This window comes from Nocardiopsis sp. NPDC006139 (assembly GCF_040614155.1).
In the GTDB taxonomy this organism is placed as follows: Bacteria; Actinomycetota; Actinomycetes; order Streptosporangiales; family Streptosporangiaceae; genus Nocardiopsis; species Nocardiopsis changdeensis.
Genome location: NZ_JBEXTT010000002.1, coordinates 1 through 23,006 on the forward strand (window position 1 = coordinate 1; position 23,006 = coordinate 23,006).

General features: G+C 73.7%; 24 protein-coding genes. 11 read left to right on the forward strand and 13 right to left on the reverse strand.

The annotated features are described in order from the left end of the window. Nucleotides 1-97 precede the first annotated feature (97 nt). Entirely contained in the window at nucleotides 98-1,021 is a 924-nt protein-coding gene (locus ABZ249_RS02120) for a TatD family hydrolase (RefSeq protein WP_355256061.1), read from the forward strand. A gap of 54 nt (nucleotides 1,022-1,075) precedes the next feature. On the opposite strand, the gene rsgA is transcribed toward ABZ249_RS02120, so the two are convergent. From rsgA to ABZ249_RS02140, 4 genes are all read right to left on the reverse strand, one after another. Next, nucleotides 1,076-2,188 carry a ribosome small subunit-dependent GTPase A gene (gene rsgA / locus ABZ249_RS02125; RefSeq protein WP_355256064.1) on the reverse strand — a complete coding sequence of 371 codons (1,113 nt, stop codon included), beginning with the start codon at nucleotides 2,186-2,188 and terminating at the stop codon, nucleotides 1,076-1,078. 216 nt (nucleotides 2,189-2,404) lie between these two features. Then, nucleotides 2,405-3,298: an MHYT domain-containing protein gene (locus ABZ249_RS02130; protein WP_355256067.1), complete on the reverse strand. Its 894-nt coding sequence runs from the start codon at nucleotides 3,296-3,298 to the stop codon at nucleotides 2,405-2,407. 166 nt (nucleotides 3,299-3,464) lie between these two features. Then, nucleotides 3,465-4,292 (reverse strand): MHYT domain-containing protein, encoded by an 828-nt coding sequence (locus ABZ249_RS02135; protein ID WP_355256070.1) that lies wholly within the window; start codon nucleotides 4,290-4,292, stop codon nucleotides 3,465-3,467. 186 nt (nucleotides 4,293-4,478) lie between these two features. Further along, nucleotides 4,479-5,027 carry a TetR/AcrR family transcriptional regulator gene (locus ABZ249_RS02140; RefSeq protein ID WP_220565521.1) on the reverse strand — a complete coding sequence of 183 codons (549 nt, stop codon included), beginning with the start codon at nucleotides 5,025-5,027 and terminating at the stop codon, nucleotides 4,479-4,481. A 437-nt stretch (nucleotides 5,028-5,464) separates the two neighbouring features. Between ABZ249_RS02140 and ABZ249_RS02145 the strand changes: the two genes are divergently transcribed. The 4 genes from ABZ249_RS02145 to ABZ249_RS02160 all read left to right on the forward strand — a co-directional run bounded on the left by ABZ249_RS02145 (nucleotide 5,465) and on the right by ABZ249_RS02160 (nucleotide 7,796). After that, nucleotides 5,465-6,160 (forward strand): carbonic anhydrase, encoded by a 696-nt coding sequence (locus tag ABZ249_RS02145; protein ID WP_355256073.1) that lies wholly within the window; start codon nucleotides 5,465-5,467, stop codon nucleotides 6,158-6,160. 321 nt (nucleotides 6,161-6,481) lie between these two features. Beyond that, nucleotides 6,482-6,961 (forward strand): hypothetical protein, encoded by a 480-nt coding sequence (locus ABZ249_RS02150; RefSeq protein ID WP_355256076.1) that lies wholly within the window; start codon nucleotides 6,482-6,484, stop codon nucleotides 6,959-6,961. Between the two features lie 107 nt (nucleotides 6,962-7,068). Further along, nucleotides 7,069-7,440: a hypothetical protein gene (locus ABZ249_RS02155; RefSeq protein ID WP_355256079.1), complete on the forward strand. Its 372-nt coding sequence runs from the start codon at nucleotides 7,069-7,071 to the stop codon at nucleotides 7,438-7,440. A 119-nt stretch (nucleotides 7,441-7,559) separates the two neighbouring features. Further along, the gene (locus tag ABZ249_RS02160) at nucleotides 7,560-7,796 is read left to right on the forward strand and encodes a hypothetical protein (protein ID WP_220564819.1); all 237 of its coding nucleotides are present in this window, start codon (nucleotides 7,560-7,562) and stop codon (nucleotides 7,794-7,796) included. A 30-nt stretch (nucleotides 7,797-7,826) separates the two neighbouring features. Here ABZ249_RS02160 and ABZ249_RS02165 read toward each other — a convergent pair whose 3' ends face one another. The 8 genes from ABZ249_RS02165 to ABZ249_RS02200 all read right to left on the reverse strand — a co-directional run bounded on the left by ABZ249_RS02165 (nucleotide 7,827) and on the right by ABZ249_RS02200 (nucleotide 16,697). Beyond that, nucleotides 7,827-8,831 carry a sugar phosphate isomerase/epimerase family protein gene (locus ABZ249_RS02165; protein WP_355256082.1) on the reverse strand — a complete coding sequence of 335 codons (1,005 nt, stop codon included), beginning with the start codon at nucleotides 8,829-8,831 and terminating at the stop codon, nucleotides 7,827-7,829. Nucleotides 8,832-8,886: 55 nt separating this feature from the next. Then, nucleotides 8,887-9,573 (reverse strand): hypothetical protein, encoded by a 687-nt coding sequence (locus tag ABZ249_RS02170; protein ID WP_355256085.1) that lies wholly within the window; start codon nucleotides 9,571-9,573, stop codon nucleotides 8,887-8,889. A gap of 162 nt (nucleotides 9,574-9,735) precedes the next feature. Further along, nucleotides 9,736-10,593 (reverse strand): sugar phosphate isomerase/epimerase, encoded by an 858-nt coding sequence (locus tag ABZ249_RS02175; protein ID WP_355256088.1) that lies wholly within the window; start codon nucleotides 10,591-10,593, stop codon nucleotides 9,736-9,738. 12 nt (nucleotides 10,594-10,605) lie between these two features. Next, the gene (locus ABZ249_RS02180; RefSeq protein WP_355256091.1) at nucleotides 10,606-11,811 is read right to left on the reverse strand and encodes a substrate-binding domain-containing protein; all 1,206 of its coding nucleotides are present in this window, start codon (nucleotides 11,809-11,811) and stop codon (nucleotides 10,606-10,608) included. 2 nt (nucleotides 11,812-11,813) lie between these two features. Beyond that, nucleotides 11,814-12,869, reverse strand: coding sequence for an ABC transporter permease (locus ABZ249_RS02185; protein ID WP_355256094.1), 1,056 nt, complete (start codon nucleotides 12,867-12,869; stop codon nucleotides 11,814-11,816). Next, a complete protein-coding gene (locus ABZ249_RS02190; RefSeq protein WP_355256097.1) occupies nucleotides 12,866-13,963 on the reverse strand; it encodes an ABC transporter permease in 1,098 nt (365 codons plus the stop codon). Before ABZ249_RS02190 ends, ABZ249_RS02185 begins: the two co-directional genes overlap by 4 nt. Next, the gene (locus ABZ249_RS02195; RefSeq protein WP_355256100.1) at nucleotides 13,960-15,558 is read right to left on the reverse strand and encodes a sugar ABC transporter ATP-binding protein; all 1,599 of its coding nucleotides are present in this window, start codon (nucleotides 15,556-15,558) and stop codon (nucleotides 13,960-13,962) included. Before ABZ249_RS02195 ends, ABZ249_RS02190 begins: the two co-directional genes overlap by 4 nt. Further along, the gene (locus ABZ249_RS02200) at nucleotides 15,555-16,697 is read right to left on the reverse strand and encodes a Gfo/Idh/MocA family oxidoreductase (protein ID WP_355257050.1); all 1,143 of its coding nucleotides are present in this window, start codon (nucleotides 16,695-16,697) and stop codon (nucleotides 15,555-15,557) included. Before ABZ249_RS02200 ends, ABZ249_RS02195 begins: the two co-directional genes overlap by 4 nt. Nucleotides 16,698-16,811: 114 nt before the next feature. Here ABZ249_RS02200 and ABZ249_RS02205 point away from each other — a divergent pair, with 114 nt between their 5' ends. Beyond that, on the forward strand, nucleotides 16,812-18,035 hold the full coding sequence (locus tag ABZ249_RS02205; RefSeq protein WP_355256103.1) for an ROK family transcriptional regulator: 1,224 nt from the start codon (nucleotides 16,812-16,814) through the stop codon (nucleotides 18,033-18,035). Nucleotides 18,036-18,204: 169 nt separating this feature from the next. Here the strand turns inward: ABZ249_RS02205 and ABZ249_RS02210 are convergent, their stop codons facing one another. Continuing rightward, entirely contained in the window at nucleotides 18,205-18,750 is a 546-nt protein-coding gene (locus ABZ249_RS02210) for a DUF6069 family protein (RefSeq protein ID WP_220564828.1), read from the reverse strand. Nucleotides 18,751-18,877: 127 nt separating this feature from the next. On the opposite strand from ABZ249_RS02210, the gene alr reads away from it, so the two are divergent. The 5 genes from alr (at nucleotide 18,878) to tsaD (ending at nucleotide 22,951) form a co-directional block, all read left to right on the forward strand. Continuing rightward, nucleotides 18,878-20,005, forward strand: a complete 1,128-nt coding sequence (gene alr, locus ABZ249_RS02215; RefSeq protein ID WP_355256107.1) for an alanine racemase — start codon at nucleotides 18,878-18,880, stop codon at nucleotides 20,003-20,005. Between the two features lie 212 nt (nucleotides 20,006-20,217). Then, the gene (gene tsaE / locus ABZ249_RS02220) at nucleotides 20,218-20,730 is read left to right on the forward strand and encodes a tRNA (adenosine(37)-N6)-threonylcarbamoyltransferase complex ATPase subunit type 1 TsaE (RefSeq protein WP_355256110.1); all 513 of its coding nucleotides are present in this window, start codon (nucleotides 20,218-20,220) and stop codon (nucleotides 20,728-20,730) included. Between the two features lie 4 nt (nucleotides 20,731-20,734). Then, a complete protein-coding gene (gene tsaB, locus ABZ249_RS02225; RefSeq protein ID WP_355256113.1) occupies nucleotides 20,735-21,412 on the forward strand; it encodes a tRNA (adenosine(37)-N6)-threonylcarbamoyltransferase complex dimerization subunit type 1 TsaB in 678 nt (225 codons plus the stop codon). A gap of 68 nt (nucleotides 21,413-21,480) precedes the next feature. Further along, nucleotides 21,481-21,918 (forward strand): ribosomal protein S18-alanine N-acetyltransferase, encoded by a 438-nt coding sequence (gene rimI, locus ABZ249_RS02230; RefSeq protein ID WP_220565523.1) that lies wholly within the window; start codon nucleotides 21,481-21,483, stop codon nucleotides 21,916-21,918. Then, entirely contained in the window at nucleotides 21,911-22,951 is a 1,041-nt protein-coding gene (gene tsaD, locus ABZ249_RS02235; protein WP_355256116.1) for a tRNA (adenosine(37)-N6)-threonylcarbamoyltransferase complex transferase subunit TsaD, read from the forward strand. The genes rimI and tsaD overlap by 8 nt, the downstream gene beginning before the upstream one ends. Nucleotides 22,952-23,006 lie beyond the last annotated feature (55 nt).

Consider the following 23,006-nt stretch of genomic DNA (forward strand, 5'->3'; position numbering starts at 1 on the left):
GGGCGGGGCGCGGCCCAAAACCCAAAAAAAAAAAAACCCCACCCCCCCCCCCCCCCCCGCCCCCCCCCCCCCCGCGGCTCGTCGCGGAGGGAAGAACATGGGCAAGCGGTCGGGGAAGGCCGTCGAGGCGCGCAACGCGCAGACGCCGCCTCCGGCGCCGGATCCGCTGCGGGTCCCGGTGGCCGACAGCCACACCCACATGGACATGCAGACCCCGGAGGTCGCCGAGATCATCGCCGCCGCCGAGGCGGTCGGGGTGACCCCGCTGCTCCAGGTGGGCGTCGACCTGCCGTCGTCGCGCTGGGCGGTGGACGTCGCGGCCGCCAACCCCGGGAAGGTGTGGGCGGCGGTCGCCCTGCACCCCAACGAGGCGCCGCGCGTCGTGCACGGGGACGGCGCGGACGGTGTGGAGGTGGACGACACCGACTGGGCGGGCAAGACCCGCGAGCCCGGTGGTTTCGAGGCCCTCCGCAAGCAGCTGGCCGAGATCGACGCCCTGGCCGCGCGGCCGCAGGTGGTGGCGGTCGGCGAGACCGGCATGGACACCTTCCGCACCGGCCCCGAGGGGGCGCGCGCCCAGGAGGAGTCGTTCCGCGGGCACATCGCCGTCGCCAAGCGGCACGGCAAGGCCCTGATGATCCACGACCGGGAGGCGCACGAGGACGTGTTCCGCGTGCTGGAGGAGGAGGGCGCCCCGCACACGGTGGTGTTCCACTGCTTCTCCGGCGACGCGGCCATGGCCCGCCGCTGCGCGGACCTGGGCTACTTCATGAGCTTCGCGGGCAACGTGACGTTCGCCAGCGCGGAGCCGCTGCGCGAAGCCGCGCAGGCGGCCCCGGCGGAGCTGATGCTGGTGGAGACGGACGCGCCGTTCCTGACCCCCAAGCCGTACCGGGGCCGTCCCAACGCGCCCTACCTCATCCCGCACACGCTGCGGACGCTCGCGCAGGTCAAGGGCCTGGACGAGGACGAGCTCGCCGCGACCATCGCGGGCAACGCCAAGCGGGCGTTCGGGTTCTGAGCCCCCGGGCCGCGCGTGCGGGCGCCTCCCCCCGAGGGGAGGCGCCCGCCGCCGTCAGCGCCCGCCCCGCTTGAGGCGGCCGCGCTCGCGGCCCTCCTTGGCGCGGGCCTTCCACACGCGCGTCTGCTCGGAGCGCAGCCGCGCGTCGCCCCGGGCCCGGTTGCGTTCCGACTCGCGGCGCAGCCGGTTCCACCGCTCCAGGCGGCTCAGGTCCAGCTCGCCCTCGTCGATGGCGGCGCGGACCGCGCACCCGGGCTCGGTCTCGTGGACGCAGTCCCGGAACCGGCACTGCTCGGCCAGCTCGGTGACGTCGGCGAAGGTCCGGTCCACGCCCTCGGCCTCGCCGGGGACGTCGATGCGGCGCACCCCGGGGATGTCCAGGACGACCGCCCCCCGGGGCAGGACCAGCAGCTGCCGGTGGGTGGTGGTGTGCCGCCCCCGCTTGTCGCCGCGGATCGCGCCGGTGTCCATGAGCTCCTGTCCGGCGACGGCGTTGACCAGGCTGGACTTGCCCGCGCCCGAGGTGCCCAGCAGCACCCAGGTGGAGCCGGGGGCCATCCGCTCGGCGAGGGCGTCCAGGCCCTGGCCGGTGTGCGCGCTGACCACGTGGACCTCGATCCCGGGGGAGACCGAACGCACGAGTTCGACGACCTCGGGCAGCCGGTCCCCGGCCAGCTCGGCCTTGGTGACGGCGACGACCGGCTCGGCGCCGCCGGCCCAGACCAGGCTGAGGAACCGCTCCAGGCGGCCCACGTTGGGCCCCTGGTCGGCCGCCTCGCAGATGAGGACGCGGTCCACGTTGGCGGCGAGGACCTGGTCGTAGGAGTCCTTGGCGATGCCCTGGCGGACGAGTGTGCCGGAGCGCTCCAGCACGGCCTCCACCAGCCAGGCGTCACCCGAGCGGCGCAGGGCGACCCAGTCGCCGGTGCACGGGGCCAGGGTGGGGTCGGTCCGCGTGTCCTTGAGGACGGCGGGGGAGTGGTCGGCGGGGACCTCGCCCCCCGGGACGCGGACCACGGAGCCGCCGCGGCGGGCGGCGCTCACGCGCCCGGGCACCAGGAGGTGCTCCGAGCCGTGGGAGGCGGAGTCGAAGGCGGCCGCGACGCGCGGGTTCCAGCCCAGCGCCGTCAGCGGATGCGGAGGTGTGTCGGTGACACGGGTGTTCACGGTACGGCTCTTTCTTTCGGGAAGAAGGCGAGCCGGGCACCCGGGAGTGGTCGGGTGCGCTCAGGGCTCGCGGAACGTCGGGAGGTGGGGCTCACAGGCAAGGACGGTCACAGGCATGGCGCGTCCTCCTCTCCGGGTCGTTCCGCGGCGGGCGCACGCGGACCCGACGAAACTACACTCGGCGGGCCCGCGGGGGCCAATGGTTTTCCGGCGGGGTCAGCGGCGGCGCGTCCACACGTCGTCGGCCGCACGGCGCGGCTCGCCCACCGCCTGCGCGACGGGGCGGGCCGAGGCGTGGCGCGGGCTGTACCCGGCGTCGCCGGGGCGGACCACGTCGTCCGGGGGCGCGGCGGCGGCGTGCACGGGGCGGCGGCTGTAGTCGGTGCGCTCCTCCTCGACCCCCAGGAGGAGGAAGAGGCTGCAGACGAGCAGGAACACGAAGAGCACCACGATCATCGGCAGCAGCAGGTCGGGCACGGTGGAGCCCTCGGGGGCGCCGTAGCGGGTGAACTCGGGCGCCTCGTGGTGCACACCCGCCATCCCGGTGTAGTGCATCGAGGTGACGGCCGCGCCCATCAGCACGGAGGCGCCGGCGTTGGCGCCCAGCCCCTTGACCCGGGTGGCGAACCACAGGGCGACGGTGGCCGCGACGACGGCGATGGCACAGGACGCGGCCACGTACACGGGGTCCAGGTGCAGGTCGCCGTGGACGTTCATCGAGGCGACGCCGGTGTAGTGCATGGCGATCACGCCGATCCCCAGCAGCAGGCCGCTGAGCAGCAGCCAGGGGGTGCTCCGCCTGCGCAGGCTCAGGGCGAGCGCGCCGCCCATGACCACGATGGCGATGGCGCCGCTGAGGAGGGTGAGCAGCGTGTCGTAGCGGATGGCGGTACCCGAGAGGCGGAAGCCCATCATCGCGATGAAGTGCATGGACCACACGGCCATGCCGCCCAGGGCCAGGGCGGCCAGGAACGTCCAGTGCCACCGGGCGAGCCCGGCGGCGCGGCGGGCCCGGTAGGCGAAGGAGAGCCCGAGGAAGGAGCCGATCACCGAGACGGTGAACGCGATGGCGGGGGTCAGCCAGTCCTGGCCGAAGACATCGTCGAACACGGAACTCCACTTTCCATGACCTAAGTCACATTGGGCGTGAGCTACGGATCATAAAGATGGAATTCATGAAAAGCCAGGGGATGTGCGGAATACACATCACCCGATGCGGAGTGTCACCGGTGTGAGTGTGTTTTCCCGCGCACTGTTCCCGATGTCCGAATGCGGGTTATCGGGTGCGGTCCCGGTTCGGGTCGAAAACGTGACGGGGGGAGTACTCTCCGCTCGCGTCCTTCCGCTCCTGCGGGGCCGGGGCGGGCGCGGGGCGCCGGGGCGCGTCCTCCACGCCCAGCATGAGGAAGAGGCTGCACACCAGCAGGAGGACGAACAGGCCTACCACGAGCGGCAGCAGCAGGTCCGAGGAGGTGGCCCCGGCCGGGGTGGACAGGTGGTCCCCGGTGTGCACGGTGGCGCTCATCCCGAACATGCCGGTGTAGTGCATGCAGGAGACGGCGACGCCCATGAGCAGCGAGGCCACGGTGATGGCGGGCAGGCCGTCCACGCGCCGGGCGAACCACAGGGCGGCGGTCGCGGCGGCCAGGGCGATCGCCGCGGCGGCGGCGACGAACACCGGGTCGTGGTGCAGGTCGCCGTTCATGTTCATCGAGGCCATGCCGATGTAGTGCATGGCGACGATCCCGGAGCCGGCGATGGCGCCGCTGAGCAGCAGCCAGCCGGTGGTCCCGCGGCGGATGGTCAGGTACAGCGCCACGCCCATGACCAGGATGGCGATGGCGCCGCTGGCCAGGGTCAGGACGGTGTCGTAGCGGATGGCGGTGCCCGTGACCCGGAAGCCCATCATCGCGATGAAGTGCATGGACCACACGGCGGTGCCGCCCAGGCAGACCGCGCTCATGGCCAGCCACTGCAGGCGGGCGAAGCGGCGGGTGGCGGCGCGCGACCGCGCGGCCGCCATCAGGCCGATGAAGGAGCCGATGACCGACACCGCGTAGGCGATCCCCGGAGTCCACGGTCCGTAGGTGAAGTGCTCGACCACGCTGTTCCGTCCCGACTGTGCGATTTTCCCGGCTGGAAAAGCATAGAAAACGGATATGCAGCAAGAAAGCTGGAAGTATTACGCTTCTCTGCTTTCGGGACTTTGGTCGCATGGGGAACCGCGAGCCCGAAGGGGGTGTGACCGGCGGTGACCGTGACCTCCGTGACCGGTATCACCGGCCCCGGGTCAGGAGGCGTGCGGCGGGCGGCGCAGCCCCTGGAAGGCGATGGTGGCGAGGGTGTCGGCCACCTCCTCCGCCGACAGCCCTCGGTCGGGCTTGTACCACTCCACGATCGAGTTGACCATGCCGAACAGCAGCCGTGCGGCCACCGCCGGGTCCACGTCGTCGCGGATGTCCCCGGCGACGATGCCCTCACGGACCAGGTCGGCGACCAGGTGGTCGAACTCGCGCCGCCGCTCCAGGGCGTGCTTCTCCACCTCGGTGTTGCCGCGCACCCTCAGGAGCAGCGTGACGTGCGGGAGCAGCTCCACCAGCACGCGGACGCTGCCGCGCAGGACGTGGTCGAGCCGGTCCACGGCCGGGCCGGTGACCGAGGCCTCCTCGCGGGTGACCGCGAACAGGGCGTCCATGGCCAGGTCCAGCGACCGGCGCAGCAGCTCGGTCTTGCTGGAGACGTGGTGGTAGATCGCGGACTTGGTGACGCCCAGGGCGCGCGCCAGGTCCTCCATGCTGGTCCCGTCGTAGCCGCGCTCGTTGAAGACGCGGGCCGCCACGTGCAGGACGGAGTCGGCGTCGTGTCCGGGGCGTCCGGAGCGGCGCCTCCCGGAGCGCGGGGGCGCGGACTCGCCAGGGCTGGTTCGGGGCACGGTTGTCGAATCTACCTCGTGTCGCCGGCCGGTCGCGTGCCGGTCGTCCGGTCATGGACCGCGTGTCGTGGCCGTCACACGAGGGGGTCGGTTACTGAACGATCGGTCGGTGGGAGTCTACGGCGGATCGGGGCGCATCGGTAGAGGTGAGGGGATCGCGGCGGTCGGCGGCCGGGCCCCCTTCGCCGGAACGGGCGGGGCGGTGCCCGTGGGGAGCGGGTGCGGGGGCGGCGTCAAGAATCCGTTAAGTGTCTTGTGTCCCTTTTGGTAGAAGCGTAGTTTTTGTTCGCTTTCTTTGACCGGAGGCGTGATCCGCCTCGAAGCGAAGAAGAACGAGACTCCCCATGGCCATTTCACGTCGTCACGCCCTGCGCGCCTCCCTGGTCGGCGGTGCGGGAGCCGCCCTGGCCGCCGCGGTTCCCTCGTCCGCGTTGGCCGACTCCGGAGCCCCTTTCGAGGGAGGGGCCGCCGACGCCCTGCGTCTGCTCAAGGAGGGCAACCGGCGCTGGCGCCGGTTCGCCTCCGTCCACCCCCACGAGGGGCGCCGCCGCCGGATCGAGGTCGCCCAGGGGCAGAGCCCCTTCGCCCTCATCCTCGGCTGCGCCGACTCGCGGGTCGCACCGGAACTGGTCTTCGACCGGGGTCTGGGCGACCTGTTCACCGTCCGCTCCGCCGGCGAGGTCCTGGACTCCTCGGTGCTCGGCAGCATCGTCTACGCCGTCGAACACCTGGCGGTCCCGCTCATCGTCGTCCAGGGCCACTCCTCCTGCGGCGCGGTGGGCGCCGCGGTGGAGGCCCACCGCACCGGAGAGCTCCCGCACGGCCACGTCGGCTACCTCGTGGAGCAGATCCTGGAGGTCGTCGACTCCACCCCCGACGACGGGGGCGACTTCGTCGACGCCTGCGTGCGCGCCAACGCCCGGCACGTCGCCGGCCTGCTGCGCGCGGACCCGGAGCTGGCGCCGTTCGTCGAGTCCGGGAGGCTGGACATCGTCGCGGCCCGCTACGACCTGGAGGGCTACGGCGTCGACTGGCTCTGACCCGGCCCGTCGGCCCGGACGCCGGGTCCTAGGGCCCGAAGAACCCATAAGGCGGTAAAGGCGATCGCCCGTGATATCACGGGCGATCGCCGTTTTATTCGTGCCGTTCCTGTGTGAAATCGGGCATTCGTTCCCGGGTTCGCGCCGAGTGCCCGGCCTTCTTATCAGGCACTATTCAACGGATTTCTGAAAAGCCAGCGGAATCGGCCGCATCACCCTATTGTCGTCCTTGTCCGTACAAGGGCGGCCCGCTGCCCCGTCCGCCGCGGACCGCCCGACCCGTCTCCACGGAGGACCGATGTGCGTGCGATCGACCGACAGATGAGGGACCTGCTCCGGACGCCCGGGGTGCGCAGTGTCCACCTCGTCGACTGGCGGAGCGGGCGGACCCTCGTCCACGTCGGAGACGAGGACCGCCCCGAGGACGTGGTGGAGATCCTGCGGGCCGTGCACGCGGGACCGCTGTGCGCGGGCCAGGACATGGAGGACGTCGTCGTCTCCGACGCCCGCCACCACGTCCTGGCCGCCGTCCTGGCGGAGTCCGCGGACCTGTGCCTGCGGGTGCGGGTACGGGTGTCCCCGGACGGGGGGAGCCTCGGCTCCGCCCTGCGGGACCTGCGCCGCCTCGCCCGCACCGCCCGGCCGCCCGCGCCCCGCCGGGACCGGCCCCCGCTGCCGGACCCGGGCGGCCTCCCCCGGCCCCGGCAGGCCGTCCCCGTGGACCGCGGGGTCCTGGAGCGCGTCCTCGCCGCGCTGCGCACCCTGTCGGCGGACGGACCCGACCGGGCGGTGACCGCGTGACCGGTGGGGCCTCCCCGCGCCGCGCGGTCCACGGGCTGCGCCGCTGGATCGCCGACCGGGGACGGCAGCGCCGAACCGACCGAACCGACCACAGGAAAGAGAAGGACATGCCGAACATCGAATCCGGCCTCAAAGAGATGATGGAGATCGACGGGGCGGTGGGCGCCGCCGTCGTCGACTACGGCAGCGGGATGGCGCTGGGCACCCTCGCCTCCACCAACACGCTCGACCTCACCGTCGCCGCGGCGGGCAACACCGAAGTGGTCCGGGCCAAGATGCGGACCATGGACCAGCTCGGCCTCAACGACGCCATCGAGGACATCCTCATCACCCTGTCCGGGCAGTACCACGTCATCCGCCCGCTCGCCGGCCGCAAGGGACAGGGGCTGTTCCTCTACCTGGCGCTGGACCGGGCCCGGGGCAACCTCGCCCTGGCCCGGCACCGCCTCAAGAACATCGAGGAGACCCTGGAGGTCTGACGCCGGGCCGGGGCGGCCGTGCCCTCCGGTCCCGCGCGCCGCTCCGGCCCGGGCGATGGGGGACAATCGGGGAAGACCCCGCTCTCCCACAGCCGCCCCCTGCCCGAGGAGAACCGGCCATGTTCCGGATCGCCATCAGCCGCCTCGACGGCGCGCGCATCGTCCTGGAGCACCGGGAGACGGTGCTCTCCGTCGACGAGGCCGTCCGCGCCGTCCTGGCCCGCCTGCCCGCCGCCGACCCGGCGGCGTTCAGCGGCCGCGCGGTGCAGGACTCGGTCAACCGGGTCAACGACTTCCGGCGCGACGTCGTGGCCGACGGCCGCGGATACCGGGTGGTCATCGCCCCGATGATGTGATCCGCGGCCGCCGGCCCGGGGAGCAGGGGCTCAGTCGGAGCCGAACGCCGAGTCGAACGACGCCTGCGGAGGGTCGTAGGCGTGGGAGCGGACGAACTCCACCGCCTCGGCCGCGCCGACCAGCCGGTCCATCCCCGCGTCCTCCCACTCCACCGAGATCGGCCCGGTGTAGCCGATGGAGTTCAGGACGCGGAAGCAGTCCTCCCAGGGCACGTCGCCGTGGCCGGTGGACACGAAGTCCCAGCCGCGCCGCGGGTCGCCCCACGGCAGGTGCGAGCCCAGCCGCCCGTTGCGGCCGTTGCCGGTCCGCCTGCGGGTGTCCTTGCAGTCCACGTGGTAGATCCGGTCCCGGAAGTCCCACAGGAACCCCGCCGGGTCGATGTCCTGCCACACCATGTGGCTGGGGTCCCAGTTCAGGCCGAACGCCTCCCGGTTCCCCACCGCCTCCAGCGCCGCCCGCGTCGACCAGTAGTCGTAGGCGATCTCGGAGGGGTGCACCTCGTGCGCGAACCGCACCCCCACCTCGTCGAACACGTCCAGGATCGGGTTCCACCGGTCGGCGAAGTCCCGGTACCCGGCCTCGATGACGTCCTCGCCCACCGGCGGGAACATCGCCACGTACTTCCAGATCGCCGACCCGGTGAAGCCCACCACCGTGGACACCCCCAGCCGGGCCGCGGCCCGCGCGGTCGTCTTCATCTCCTCGGCGGCGCGCCGCCGCACGCCCTCGGGGTCGCCGTCGCCCCACACCCGGGACGGCAGGATGTCCTTGTGCCGCTGGTCGATGGGGTCGTCGCAGACCGCCTGGCCGAGCAGGTGGTTGGAGATCGCCCACAGCCCCAGGCCGTGCCGCTCGAGGGTGTCGAGGCGGTCGCGCACGTAGTCGTCGTCGGCGGCGGCGCGGGTGACGTCGAGGTGGTCGCCCCAACAGGCCAGTTCCAGCCCGTCGTAGCCCCAGGAGGACGCCAGGGAGCAGATCTCCTCGAAGGGCAGGTCGGCCCACTGCCCGGTGAAGAGGGTGACCGGTCGTGTCATGGTCGGGCCTTTCGTCGGTGGGCCCCGGCTCGGGGCCGGGGCCGGTGTTCGTTCGTCAGTGGTGGTTCTCTTGCTCGACCCGGGTCCCGGCGGTGCCGTCGGGCTCCAGCGCCCCCAGGTCGGGGGAGGCGGGCAGGTGGACGTGGACGTGGCCCAGCCCGGCGGCGACCGCGGCCTCGTCCAGGTGCGAGGCCGCGGCCGACCAGCCGACGACGGCCTCGTTGCGCACGTCCATCGCCACGTGCAGCAGGTCCATGCGCAGGTCCTCGTCCTCCACCAGCGCGGCCTTGGAGTAGGTGTCGGCGGCCACGACCAGCAGCGACGCCGACGAGATCAGGCCGGTGCGGACCGGGTCCGCGCCTTCCCGCACGGCCAGGCCGGTGGCGGCCTCGTGGGCGGCGGTCCGCCAGCCGTGCACGGTCGCGGCGTCCACCACGTCCAGCGGCGGGTGGGAGCCGTCGGTGGGCAGCCACTCCTCCATCTCCTCGACGACCGGGGACAGGGTCTCCCCGGCGGCGGTCGCGTCCTCGGCGAGCGCGGCCACGGCGTCGGCGTCGGCGCCGCCGGGCTCCTCGCGCCCGCCGGACAGGACGAGCGCGGCGATCAGCGCCATCACGACGGCCATCGCGCCGATGGTGAGCCACCAGGTCAGCGGAGTGGTGCGGGAGGGTTCGGGCAGGTCCTCCGGGGGCTGCGGTCCGGAGTCCTCCAGGGTCGGGGGGTTGGGGTGGTCGGCGGGCATGGTGACGTCTCCTAGCGGATGGGAGTCACCCTGCTCCCGGCGGCGCTCTCCGGCCAGCGCGGCACCGAGCGGGGTGGTGGTGTGCCGTGCCGGACGCGTCGCCCGCCCGCCCGCTGTGCGTGCACGGCCGGGTGCGGACCGCGCCCCGGGTCCCACCACTCCTCACCTTCCACTCGGGAGGGACCTCAGGAACGCCAGCCCGTCGACGGCGATCGCGTCCTGTGTCGCCGCCAGCGGCCGCCAGATGGAGGCCGCGGTGGCGATGGTGGCATTCTCCGCGGTGAAGGATTCGATGACCAGGGGGCCTGTGTACCTGATCGTGTCCAGTGAGGCGGCGATCCCGGGCCAGTCCAGGTGGTCGGCCCCGGGGGCGCCCCGGTCGTTCGCGCATACCTGCACGTGGGCGACCCGGTCGCCGGCCCGCAGGATCGCCGCCGGGACGTCCCGCTCCTCGATGTTCATGTGGTACACGTCCAGGGCCAGGCCGCAGTGCTCCGACGGCAGGTCCGCGAGCAGCTCCAGGCCCTGGTCGACGGTGTTGAGGACGCTCGTCTCGTAGCGGTTGAGGGGCTCCACCGCCAGCCGGACGCCCGCCTGCGCGGCGTGCTCCACGACCGGGGCCAGGGCCTCGGTCAGCTCGGCCGCGAGGGACGCCCGCTCCGCGGTGGACATCCGCCAGGTGCGGCCCACCGACGCGTAGGCGGGGCCGGCGGCGACGGGCGACCCGACCGCCGCCGCCGCGTCCACGACCCGGCGCAGGTAGTCCTGTGTCGCCCGCCGGGTGCCCGGGTCGGTCGCGACCAGCTCCCGACCCGGGCCCATGACCAGTACGACGCGGGGCTCCAGACCCAGCCCGCTCACCAGGTCCCGCGCGCGGCCGGGGTCCCAGTCGCCGACGTCCTCCACGGGCAGCTCGATCACGTCGAACCCCCAGGCCGCCACCCGTGGGGCGATCACTTCCAGATCGGCCCCGGTCAGCGGTGACGTCCACACCCAGGTGTTGACCCCCAGCGCGCGCATCCGCCCCTCCTCCTACCGGTCGGTCCAGGCCTCGGGGAACCCGGGCAGGTCCTCCCCGCCGAACTTGGCGTAGTGCAGCGACGGCATGTCGGCGTTGCGGTCCAGGTAGTCCTGGAGCTCGCCCTGGCGGATGGGCTCCTGCGGCAGGATCCACTCGGAGGGCACCTCCTCGCCGCCCAGGATCATGGCGGCGGCCAGCACCGGGGTGCGCCACTGGAAGTTGGAGTACACCGGCGCGATCGCGGTCAGCCCCTCCTCGTCCCACTTGCGCATGAAGCTCAGCTCGTCCTCACCGGAGATCACCGGGTACGGCCGGCCGGCGTCCTCGAACGCCTCCAGGGCGGCCACGGCGCCGTCGCCGGCGTCCATCCAGATGCCGTCGACCTCGCCGCGCTGCAGGTGCTGGGAGACCAGGTCCTTGATCTTGGCGCCGTCGCCCTCGGTGAACTCGAAGCCGAGCACCTCCAGCTCGCTCTCGCCGAAGATCTGCTGGGCGGCCGCCCAGCGGTGCTCCAGCACGTCCACACCCGGCAGGATGCGCAGTGCCAGCACCCGGGAGCCCGGCTCCAGGTTCTCCACCAGGAACTCGGCGGCGTCGGCGCCGTAGGCGTAGCCGCCGATCGGGTGGATGAACGTCACCATGCAGTCGGTGTTGACGCCGCGGTCGAACACGATGACCGGGACGCCGCTCTCGCACGCGGTCTCCACCGCCGGGGTCAGCGTGGCCGTGGTGGACGGCGAGATGATGATGGCGTCGCAGTCGCCCGAGTCCACGAAGGCCTGGATGTCGGAGATCTGCTGGTTGTCGTCGTCGGCGGCGTCCGACACCCGGAACTCGCCGATCCGGCCCTCCTCCTGGAGCGCCTCCACCTGCTGCTCCATGGTGATGAAGCCGGTGACGCGCCAGGGGTTGGAGACCGAGGCGTTGGAGAAGCAGACGGTGGCGTCCTCGGGGGAGTCGTGGACGAACTCCGAGGTGTCCGTCCACTCCGGCTCGATCGCCTGGAGCCAGGGCTCGTCGGGCGAGCCCTCCGGCGTGATCTCCCGCTGGGCGAGCTGGGCCTCGTACTCGGCCTCGTCGAACCACTCCGCGTCCGGCGTCATCCCGGCGCCGCCCTCACCTCCCGGCGCGGCCTCGTCGGGCGCGTCGGTGGTACACGCCGAGAGCATCAGTGTCAGGCCGGCGGTGCCGGCGAGCAGCATGCGTGAGATGCGCATGGTTACCTCCTGGGGGTCCCGGGCTCGCGCTCGGGTTCGTGGTCCGGTCGCCGGCGCGGGCGCCCCGGCGGTCGCAGATCGCCCCGGCGGGCGGCGTAGGCCACCGCGGCGATGATGATGAGCCCCTGCACCGAAGGCTGGATGGTCGAGGGCAGGTAGAGCTGGTTGAAGAGGGTGAACAGGGCTTCGACGGTGAGGGCGCCCAGGGCGGCGGCCACGACCGTCCCGCGGCCGCCGCCCAGGACCACCCCGCCCAGCACCACGGCGGTGATGGCGGTGAACTCCAGCCCCTGGCCGACCTGCGCGGTGACCCCGGCGAACCCGCCGATGAGGATCGCCGCGACGGTCGCCATGAGGGCGGAGCCGACGAAGGCCAGGGTGCGCACCCGCTGCACCCGCACCCCGGCGTAGGCGGCGGCGACGTCGTTGTCGCCGGTCGCCATCAGGGAGCGGCCGAACGGGGAGCGCATGAGGAGCACGGCGCAGACGGTCAGCGCCAGGGCGATGAGCACCGCCCAGGGCAGCTGCCCCAGGAACGGCACGCCCTCGATCCCGCCCCGGCCGGGGACGCGGAACGCCTCCGACAGGGAGCCGGTGGGCGCGCCCCCGGTCCAGAACCGGACCGCGCCGAACAGGACGAGCATCATGCCCAGGGTGGCGATGATCGACGGCACCCTGAGGAGCGTCGTGACCAGCCCGTTGACCAGGCCCACCAGCAGGCCGAAGGCGAGCATGAGGCCGATGACGGGCAGGGTCATGCCCTCCTCGCCGTCGATGAGCCGGGCCGCGATGACCACCTGGGCGCCGACCAGGGAACCGACCGACAGGTCGAACTCCCCGGACACGATGACCAGGTACTGGCCCACGGCCAGGATGACGAGGGGCGCCGCCTTCTTGGCGAAGGCCATGAGCGGCGGGCCCTCGAAGAAGGACGGGTTCCGGGTGGCGATGACCACGAAGATCAGCACCAGGATCAGGAGCACCGTGGCGGTGCCGCCCCGTCCCAGCGAGGACAGCAGGGCGAGGGGGGCGGAGCGCCGGGCGGGCGTCTCGGTCATCGTCCGCCTCCTTCGGTGCCGGAGGTGACGGGGGCCGGGGCGCCGCCCGGGTCGGGCGGGGGAGCGGGTGGCGGCGGGCCGCCGGAGGGGAAGCGCACCCGCACCGCGGACCGGGACAGCCGGCCGCGGGCGTAGATGGCGACGGCGGTGATGACGATGACGCCGCGCAGCACGTCCTTGACGAACGGGTCCACCGCCAGCACGTTGAACACGGTGTCGAGGGTGGCCAGGATGAACACCCCGGCGATGGTCCCGGCCACGCCGCCGCGCCCGCCCAGCAGGTAGGTCCCGCCGAGCACCACCGCGGCGATGGCCTCCAGTTCGTAGCCGTTGTTGTAGACCAGGGCGCTGCCGGTGCCGAAGCGCGAGGCCAGCAGCAGCCCGGCCATCCCGGCGGTCACCGAGCACAGGACGTGCGCGGTGATGACGGGGATCCGGTCGCGGACACCGGACAGGCGCGCCACCTCGGCGTCGCCGCCCACCGCGTACATGTGATAGCCGGTGCGGGTGCGGTGCAGGAACACCACCGCCGCCGCGGCCAGGGCCAGCATGACCAGGGTGGACACCGGGAACACCCCGATGCGGGTGTAGCCGAAGGCCTGGAACGCGGCGGGGATCGCCCCCGCCGGGCCCTGGAAGTTGGTGTCCAGGTACCCCTTGATGATGAGCCCCGTGCCCAGGGTGGCGATGAACGGGTTGACCCGCAGCCACGTCACGATGGTGCCGTTGGCCAGGCCGATCAGCGCCGCCAGGCCCAGGGTGGCGGCGATGCCCAGGGGGACGCGGGCCGGGTCGCCCGCCATGACGGTGGCCGCGACCACGGTGGACAGGGCCGCCACGTACCCGACCGACAGGTCCAGGGAGCGGCACAGGATGACCAGGGTCTGGCCGATGGCGAGGAACCCGAGCAGGCTGCTGCGGGTGAACAGGTCCACGGTGTTGGCCGTGGTGAAGAGGTTCTCGCCCCGGGACGCGACGTAGAGGGTGCTGAGCACCAGCAGCAGGACCAGGGCCAGGTAGACCAGGCCGGTGGTGCCGGTGCGGGCCCACAGGGCGCGGACCGCGGACTGCGGGGAGGCGGGGGGAGCGCTCACGGTGCGGCCTCCTCGTGGCTGTGGTCGTCGGGGTGTCCGGCCGCCGCTGCGGTGATCCGCGGGTCCTCGACCCCGGGGCCGGCGGGTTCGGCGGCGGAGCCGGTGGCCAGCGCCATGACCTCCTCCTCGCCGGAGCCGCCGGGCAGCCCGCCCGCCACCCGGCCGTCGGCCAGGACGACGAGGCGGTCCGACATCCCGATCAGCTCGGGCAGCTCGGAGGAGATGAGGACGATGGCCACGCCCTGCGCCGCCAGCTCCCGCATCAGCCGGTAGACGGCCTGCTTGGCGCCGACGTCGATGCCCCGCGTGGGCTCGTCCAGCACCATCACGCCGGGCTCGGTCGCCAGCCACTTGGCCAGCACGACCTTCTGCTGGTTGCCGCCGGAGAGGTAGCGGACCTCCTGGGCGTTGCCGCCGCGCGCCACCAGCTCCAGGGAGGAGAGCACCCCCGGCAGGCGGGCGGCCCGGGCGCCCGAGCCGAACGGCCACACCGCGTCCAGGACCAGCCGGGCGTTGGCCAGGACCGACTGGTTCAGGGCCAGGCCCTGGGTCTTGCGGTCCTCGCTCACCAGCACCAGGCCCGCCCGGATCGCGGTCCGCGGCGAGCGCGGGTCCACCCGGCGCCCGTCCACCCGGACCTCGCCCCGGGTGAAGCGTTCGATCCCGAACAGGGCGTGCGCGATCTCGGTGCGCCCGCTGCCCTGGAGCCCGGCCAGGCCCACGATCTCGCCGCCGCGCACCTGGAAGGAGATGTCGTCCAGCTGGGTGTTGCCGCCGCCGGACACCTCCAGGCGCACGTCGCCGTGGCGGTCCCCGGACGGTTCCAGGTGCTCGGGGAAGACCGCCGACACCGGGCGGCCCACCATCATGCGGACCAGGTCGGCCGGGCGGGTCCCGGCGGCGTCCACGGTGTCGACGAGGCGACCGTCCTTCAGGACGGTGATCCGGGTCGCCAGGTCGAAGATCTCCCGCATGCGGTGGGAGACGTACAGCACCGCCACACCGCGTTCGAGCAGGCGGGCGATGATCCGGTAGAGCACCTCCACCTCGCTCTCGGCCAGCGCGGCGGTCGGCTCGTCCATGGAGATGACGCGGGCGTCGTGCGAGAGCGCCTTGACGATCTCCACCACCTGCTGCTGGGCCACCGACAGGGACCGGACCCGGGCCCAGGGCTCGATGCCCTCCAAGTCCAGGTCGGCGAGCAGGGCGGCGGTGGCGCGTTCCATGGCGCGGGCGTCCACGGCGCCGAACCGGCCCCGGATCTCCCGGCCCAGGAACACGTTCTCGGCGACGGTGCGCTCCGGGAGCAGGTTGAACTCCTGGAACACCGTGGCCACGCCGGCCCGCTGCGCCTGGACCGGGTGCTCGAAGGAGACGGGGCGGCCGTCCAGTTCGACGGTGCCCCCGTCGGCCGGGTGGACCCCGGCCAGGACCTTCATCAGGGTCGACTTCCCGGCGCCGTTCTCGCCCACCAGGGCGTGCACCTGCCCCGGGTACAGCTCCAGGTCGACGCCGTGCAGGACGCGGACGCCCAGGAACGACTTGGTGATGCCGCTCATGCGGACCACCGGCTCTGCGGGGGGTGCGGTGCTCATCCCCGGTCCACCTCGGTGACGTCGACCCAGCGGCGCTCGCGGGCCGAGAGCAGCACGGCCTCGGCGATGACCGCCGCGCGCAGCCCGTCGGCGAAGACCGGCAGGCCCTCGGGGGAGCCCCCGGCGACGGCGTCGGCGGTGTCGGCGACCAGGGCGTTGAAGCAGTCCTGGTAGCCCTGCGGGTGGCCGACGGGGACGGCGGTGAGCCGGGCGGCGTCGGCGCTCAGGTCCGGGTCGTCCCGGGAGATGATCCCGGTGCGCCCGCGCCCGCCCGCCCACAGGGTCTCGGGGCGCTCCTGGTCGAAGCGCAGCGAGCCCTCGGTGCCGGAGACCTCCAGCACCAGGCTGTTCTTGCGGCCGGGGGAGACCTGGCTGATGACCGCGCCGCCCACGGCCCCGCCGGCGGTCGCGAACTGGAGGGTGACCAGGTCCTCGGTGTCCACCGGCCGCCCGTCGCGGACGTCGTTGAGCCGGCCGGTCTGGGCGCTGACGGAGGCGATCCGGTCGCCGGTGACGAACTCCAGCATGTCGCACCAGTGCGAGCCGATGTCCCCGAACGCCCGGGTGGGGCCGCCGATCCGCGGGTCCACCCGCCAGTTGTCCTCCTGCGGGTACAGCAGCCAGTCCTGGAGGTAGCCGCCGTGGGCCAGGCCGACCCTGCCGACGGCGCCCGCGGCGACCAGCGCCCGGGCCTCGCGGACCATGGGGTGGAAGCGGTAGGCGAAGGGGACGACGGCGACCAGCCCGGCGTCCTCGGCGGCCGCGGTCATCTCCGCGGCGGTCGCGGCGTCGATGGCCAGGGGCTTCTCGCACACCACGTGTTTGCCGGCGGCCAGGGCCGCGAGGGTCAGGGGCGCGTGGAGGTGGTTGGGGACGCACACGTGCACCACGTCCACGTCGTCGCTGCGGATCAGGTCCAGGGCGTCGGCGTGGGCGCGGCCGACGCCGTTGGCGGAGCGGAAGGCCTCGGCCTTCGCGGGGGAGGAGCCCGCCACCCCGACGACCGCGCCCCCGTTGGCGCGGACGGCGTGGCTGTGGACCCGGCCCATGAACCCGGTGCCGATCACGGCGGCCCGGTAGGCGTTGGGCGGGGCCTCCCCGACATCGGACCCGCTGCCGATGCTTGTGACCTTACTCACTGACATGCTCGCACCGTACGCCGGACTTCTGTCGACGGTCAAGCATAAGTTGAGAAACGTGACCGCAATAGGTCCTTTCGAGGCGGTCAATAGATCCTGTGCTTGACTTGTCCCATGACGGAAGATGCGCTGACCGGCCCGCCGGCCCACGGACTCCGGGCCGCTCCCACCACGACCGCGCCCGGGGCGGGGACCCTGCTCCGGCTGCTGCGCGACGGCCGCCCCCGCACCCGGTCCGAGCTGGCCGGGGCCACCGGCCTGGCCCGGTCCACCGTCACCCAGCGGGTGGACGCGCTCCTCGCCAGCGGCCTCATCGGCCCGGCGGGCGAGGCCGTCTCCACCGGCGGCCGACCGCCCACCACGTTCTCGTTCCGGCCCCGGGCGCGGGTCGTCCTCGCCGCGGACCTGGGCGCCACCCACGCGCGGCTGGCCCTCACCGACATGGCGGCCGAGGTCATCGCCGAGGCCCGCGCCGACCTGGACATCGCCCTGGGGCCCGAACACGTCCTGGACTGGGTGGTGGAGCACGGCCGCGGGCTGCTCGCCGGCGCCGGCCGCGACGTCTCCGAGCTGCTGGGCCTGGGCATCGGCCTGCCCGGCCCCGTCCAGCACTCCACCGGCCGGGCCGTGAACCCGCCGATCATGCCCGGCTGGGACGGCTTCGACGTGCCCGGCTACGTGGGGGAGCGGCTGGCCGTCCCGGTGCTGGTGGACAACGACGTGAACATCATGGCGATCGGCGAGCACCACACCGCCTGGCCCGACGCCAGCCACCTGATGTTCGTCAAGGTCGCCACCGGCATCGGCTGCGGCATCGTCAGCGAGGGGCGCGTCTACCGGGGCGCCCAGGGCGCGGCCGGCGACATGGGGCACATCCACGTCCCCAGCGGCGCGGACAAGCCCTGCCGCTGCGGCAACACCGGCTGCCTGGAGGCCGTCGCCAGCGGGGCCGCCCTGGCCGAGGCCCTCACCGCCGAGGGCGTGCCCGCCCACAGCGCGCGCGACGTGGTGGAGCTGGCCCGCAACGGGTCCGTTCCGGCGCTGCGCGCCCTGCGCCAGGCCGGCCGCGACATCGGCGAGGTGCTGGCCGCGTCCGTCAACATGTTCAACCCCTCGGTGATCGTCATCGGCGGGGCGCTGGCCCTGGCCGGGGACCACCTGCTGGCCGGGGTGCGCGAGGTCATCTACCAGCGGTCGCTGCCGCTGGCCACCGAGCACCTCAGCATCGTGTCGTCGGTGGCCGCCGAGAGCGCGGGCGAGATCGGCGCCGCCGTGCTGGTCATCGAGCACTGCCTGAGCCCGGAGCACGCCGACCGCCTCATCGCCGGGACCGCCTGAGAGCCCGGCCCGGGCGGGGGAGGCGCGGGCGGATCCGCGCCCGCGCGGGGTTCCCGGACTCCGCCGGGCCCGGACGGGGAAGGCGCGGACACGGGCGGACACGGGGGAGGGGGGCGGAGCCGTTCGGCTCCGCCCCCCTCCTCTCGCGTCATGACCCTGGGTCAGGGAGTCACAGACCTCGCGGTTCCCCCCGGGGCTCGGTCGGTTCCCGACGGGGCTCGCGGACCTCGGGCAGGATGCCCTCCTGGTGCAGGACCGGCTTCTCTCGGGCCGGCCGCCCGCCGCGGACCACGGCGGTCCGCGCCACGCTGTTCACCAGGACGGCGATGGCCACACCCGTGATCAGGTTGATCACGGCGGTGGCGGTGGGGCTGGCGCCCTCCACCCCCTGGGTGAAGGGGGTGACCACCGCTATGGCGGTGATCAGGCCGATGATCCACACGAAGAAGGCGCGGGCGCGCGGCGCCGCCACCAGCAACAGGTGCATCAGGGCCGTGGCCGCCAGGGCCGCGACCCCCGCCATGAAGGCGTAGGCCGCGGTCCCGGCGTCACCGAGGTAGCCGGCCTCCTCCGGGGCCAGCACCGGGATCCCCAGGGCACCCCTGAAGAACAGGGTGCCCACCAGGACGACCAGTGCGGCCACCACCGCCGTCGCCAGGCCGCCGGACCACAGGCGGACCGCGTTGACGGGTCGTTCAGCTGCGAACTCGCTCATGCCGTTACCCCCAGATACGGCCTCGAGTATCGTCGCACTCCGTATACATCCGGATACGTCCGAACTCGGTCACAGCCCACATACCCGAAGCCCCGCGCAGGTAACCCACACGTGGAACACTGGGGGTATGGCTCACTTCGCGCACGCCCGCGTCGACCTGGACGCGATCGCCCACAACGCACGGCTGCTCCGCGAGCGCGCCGGCGGGGCCGCGCTCATGGGCGTGGTCAAGGCCGACGGCTACGGGCACGGCATGCTGCCCGCCGCCCGCGCGCTGCTGGCGGGCGGGGCCACCTGGCTGGGCACCGCGTTCATCCGCGAGGCGCTCGGGCTGCGCGCGGCCGGGATCACCGCGCCCGTGCTGGCCTGGATCATCCCGCCCGGCGAACCCGTGGGCGAGGCCGTCGAGAACGGCATCGACCTGGGCGTCAGCGACGCCGCGGTGCTGGAGGCCGTCCTCGGGGCGGCCCGCCGCCTGGGCCGCACCGCGCGGGTGCAGCTCAAGATCGACACCGGCCTGAACCGGGGCGGCATCGGCCACTCCGAATGGGGCGCCCTGGTGGAGGCCGCCGCGCGCGCCGAGGAGGCCGGCCACCTCAAGGTGAGCGGGATCTGGTCGCACTTCGCCTGCGCGGACGAGCCCGGGCACCCCTCGATCGCCGCCCAGCTCTCCGTGTTCCACGACGCCCTGGAGACCGCCGACAAGGTCGGCCTGACCCCCGAGGTGCGCCACATCGCCAACTCGGCGGCGCTGCTCACCCTGCCCGAGGCGCACTTCGATCTGGTGCGCGGCGGTATCGCGAGTTACGGGCTGTCCCCGATCCCGGATTTGGTTGTGCCCGGATTGCGGCCCGCGATGACCCTGCGTGCCCGCGTCGCCCTCACCAAGCGGGTGCCGGCCGGCAGCGGCGTCTCCTACGGCCACCGCTACGTGACCGACCGCGAGACCACCCTCGCCCTGGTGCCCCTGGGCTACGCCGACGGCGTGCCCCGGGCCGCCACCAACAGGGGGCCGGTGCTCCTGGGCGGACGCGAGCGCGTCATCGCGGGAACAGTGTGCATGGACCAGTTCGTTGTCGACGTGGGCGACGACGAGGTGGCCGCCGGCGAGTACGCGGTGCTGTTCGGCGACCCGGACGTCCACCCGGGCGCGCCGAGCGCCCAGGACTGGGCCGGGGTCCTGGACACCATCCCGTACGAGATCGTCACCCGGGTCGGCGTCCGGGTCCCGCGCGAGTACGTCGGCGGGGCCTGAGCCGCGGCGACCGGGCCTGCGGGCCGCCCGCGGGCGCGGGCGCGGCCCCGGCCGCGGGTGTGGCGGCCGCGACCCCCGCCGATCGTCCGCAACCGGCCGCGCGCCCCCGCCGCCCCGCCTAACCTGGGGTGAAGGGGACACACCCGACGGTCGTGCCACGACCCCGGTCGGCCACCGCCCGAACCTTACCGACACACAGCCTTGCGAGTCCGATGACAGACGTGACGACCACAGCGAACGCGTCCACCGCGGTCACCGCCGCCACCGACGGCGCCATGCGCGCCCTGGGCCGCGCCCTGGCCGGCCTCAGCCGGCCGGGGGACCTGCTGATCCTGTCCGGCCCGCTCGGCGCGGGCAAGACCACCCTCACCCAGGGCCTGGGCCGGGGGCTGGGCGTGCGCGGCTCGGTCACCTCCCCGACCTTCGTCATCTCCCGCGTCCACCCCTCGCTGGTGGGCGGCCCCTCCCTGGTCCACGTGGACGCCTACCGGCTGGGCGGACCCGACGAGATCGACGACATCGACCTCGACATGACCCTCCCCGACTCCGTCACCGTCGTGGAGTGGGGCGAGGGTGTCGCCGAGGGGCTGTCCGACGACCGGCTGGAGATCCGGATCGAGCGCCACGCCGACGACAGCCGCACCGTCCACCTCACCCCGGTCGGCCGGCGCTGGGCGGATGTCGCCCTGCCCGTCGCCGTCGACGACGAGAACACGGAAGACTAGACCGGTGCTGCTCCTGGCCTTCGACACCGCCACCCCCGCCGTCACCGCCGCCATCGGCGAGTCCGGCGCGGACGGCGCCTTCACCCTGCGCGCGAGCGCGTCCTCGGTGGACGCCCGCCGCCACGGCGAACTGCTCTCCCCGACCATCCGGCGGCTCGCCGGGGAGGCCGGCATCGCCCTGGCCGACCTCGACGCGGTCGCCGTCGGTATCGGCCCCGGCCCCTACACCGGCCTGCGCGTGGGGCTGGCCACGGCCCACGCCCTGGCCGACGCGCTCGGCGTCCCCTGCCACGGGGTGGCCACCCTGGACGCGCTGGCCTTCGCCACCGGGCGCACCGGGCCGTTCGTCGCCATGACCGACGCCCGCCGCAAGGAGGTGTTCTGGGCCCGCTACGACGACCGCCTCACCCGGGTGGGCGAGATCGCCGTGGACCGCCCGGCCGACCTCGACACCGGCGGGCTGCCGCTGGTCGGCGACGGCGCCCGGATGTACGCCGACGTGTTCGGGGAGGCCGCGGCCGCACCGGACCCGGTGCACCCCGACGCCGCCGCCCTGGCCGAGCTGGCCCTGCGCCGGCTGCACGCCGGGGAGGCCCTGCCCGCCCCCGAGCCCCTCTACCTGCGCCGCCCCGACGCGGTGGTGCCCGGCGCCCCGAAGAAGGTCCGCCAGTGGGTGAAGTGACACCGGTGCGCGACACCGCCCTGGACGCGGTGCGCGCCGCCCCGCCCGCGGGAGTGGCCCTGCGGCCCATGGCCGCCGGGGACGTCGACGCGGTCATGGCGCTGGAGCGCGCCCTGTTCCCGGCCGACGCCTGGAGCGAGGGGATGCTGCGCGAGGAGCTCGCGGAGACCGCGACCCGCCACTACGTCGTGGCCGTCGCCGGCGACGCCCTGGTCGGCTACGCCGGCCTGCGGTTCGTCCCGCCCGAGGGGGACGTGCAGACCATGGCCGTGGCCGAGTCCGCCTGGGGCACCGGGATCGGGGGAGCGCTGCTCACCGAGCTCCTGGACCAGGCGGCCCGGCGCGGGGTGCGCGACATGTTCCTGGAGGTGCGCTCGGACAACCCGCGCGCCCAGAAGCTCTACGCCCGCTTCGGATTCGAGCGGATCGGCATCCGGCGCGGCTACTACAACGGGGCCGACGCCCTGGTCATGCGGCGCGTCGCCGAGGAGGGTACCCATGAGTGACCACGACCTCCCGCTCATCCTGGGCATCGAGACGTCCTGCGACGAGACCGGCGTCGGCCTCGTGCGCGGCTGCGAGCTGCTCGGCGAGTCGGTGGCCTCCAGCGTGGAGCAGCACGTCCGCTTCGGCGGAGTGGTGCCCGAGGTGGCCAGCCGCGCCCACCTGGAGGCCATGACGCCCACCGTGCACCGGGCGCTGGACTCCGCGGGTGTGAAGCTCTCCGACGTCGACGCCATCGCCGTCACCGCGGGGCCCGGCCTGGCCGGGGCGCTGCTGGTGGGGGTCTCCGCCGCCAAGGCGTACGCGATGGCGCTGGACAAGCCGCTGTACGGGGTCAACCACCTGGTCGGGCACGTGGCCGTGGACCAGCTGGAGCACGGGCCGCTGCCCAAGCCCGCCATCGCCCTGCTCGTCTCGGGCGGGCACACCTCGCTGCTGCTGGTCAACGACCTGGCCACCGACGTGGTGTCGCTGGGCGACACCGTGGACGACGCCGCGGGCGAGGCCTACGACAAGGTGGCCCGGCTGCTGGACCTGCCCTACCCGGGCGGGCCGCCCATCGACCGGGCGGCGCAGCGGGGCGACGCCAAGTCGATCCGCTTCCCGCGCGGCAAGTGGGGGGACGGCACCTACGACTTCTCGTTCTCGGGCCTGAAGACCGCCGTCGCCCGCCACGTGGAGGACGCCGACCGCCGCGGCGAGCCGCTGGTGGTCGCCGACATCGCCGCCTCGTTCCAGGACGCGGTGGTGGACGTGCTCACCCGCAAGGCCGTCGACGCCTGCGTGGAGCACGGGGTGAGCACGCTGGTGATCAGCGGCGGCGTGGCCGCCAACTCCGCGCTGCGCGCCCTGGCCGAGCAGCGCTGCCGCGAGGCGGGGATCACCCTGCGGGTGCCCCGGCCCAAGCTGTGCACCGACAACGGCGCCATGATCGCCGCCCTGGGCGCGGAGGTCGTGGCGGCGGGGCTGCCGCCGTCGGAGCTGGACCTGGCCACGGACACCTCGCTGCCGGTGGAGTCCCCGCTGGCCCGCTAGGTGTACTGATCATGGAGGCCGGTGACACCGGCCCCGCCTGACACGAACCGGGAGG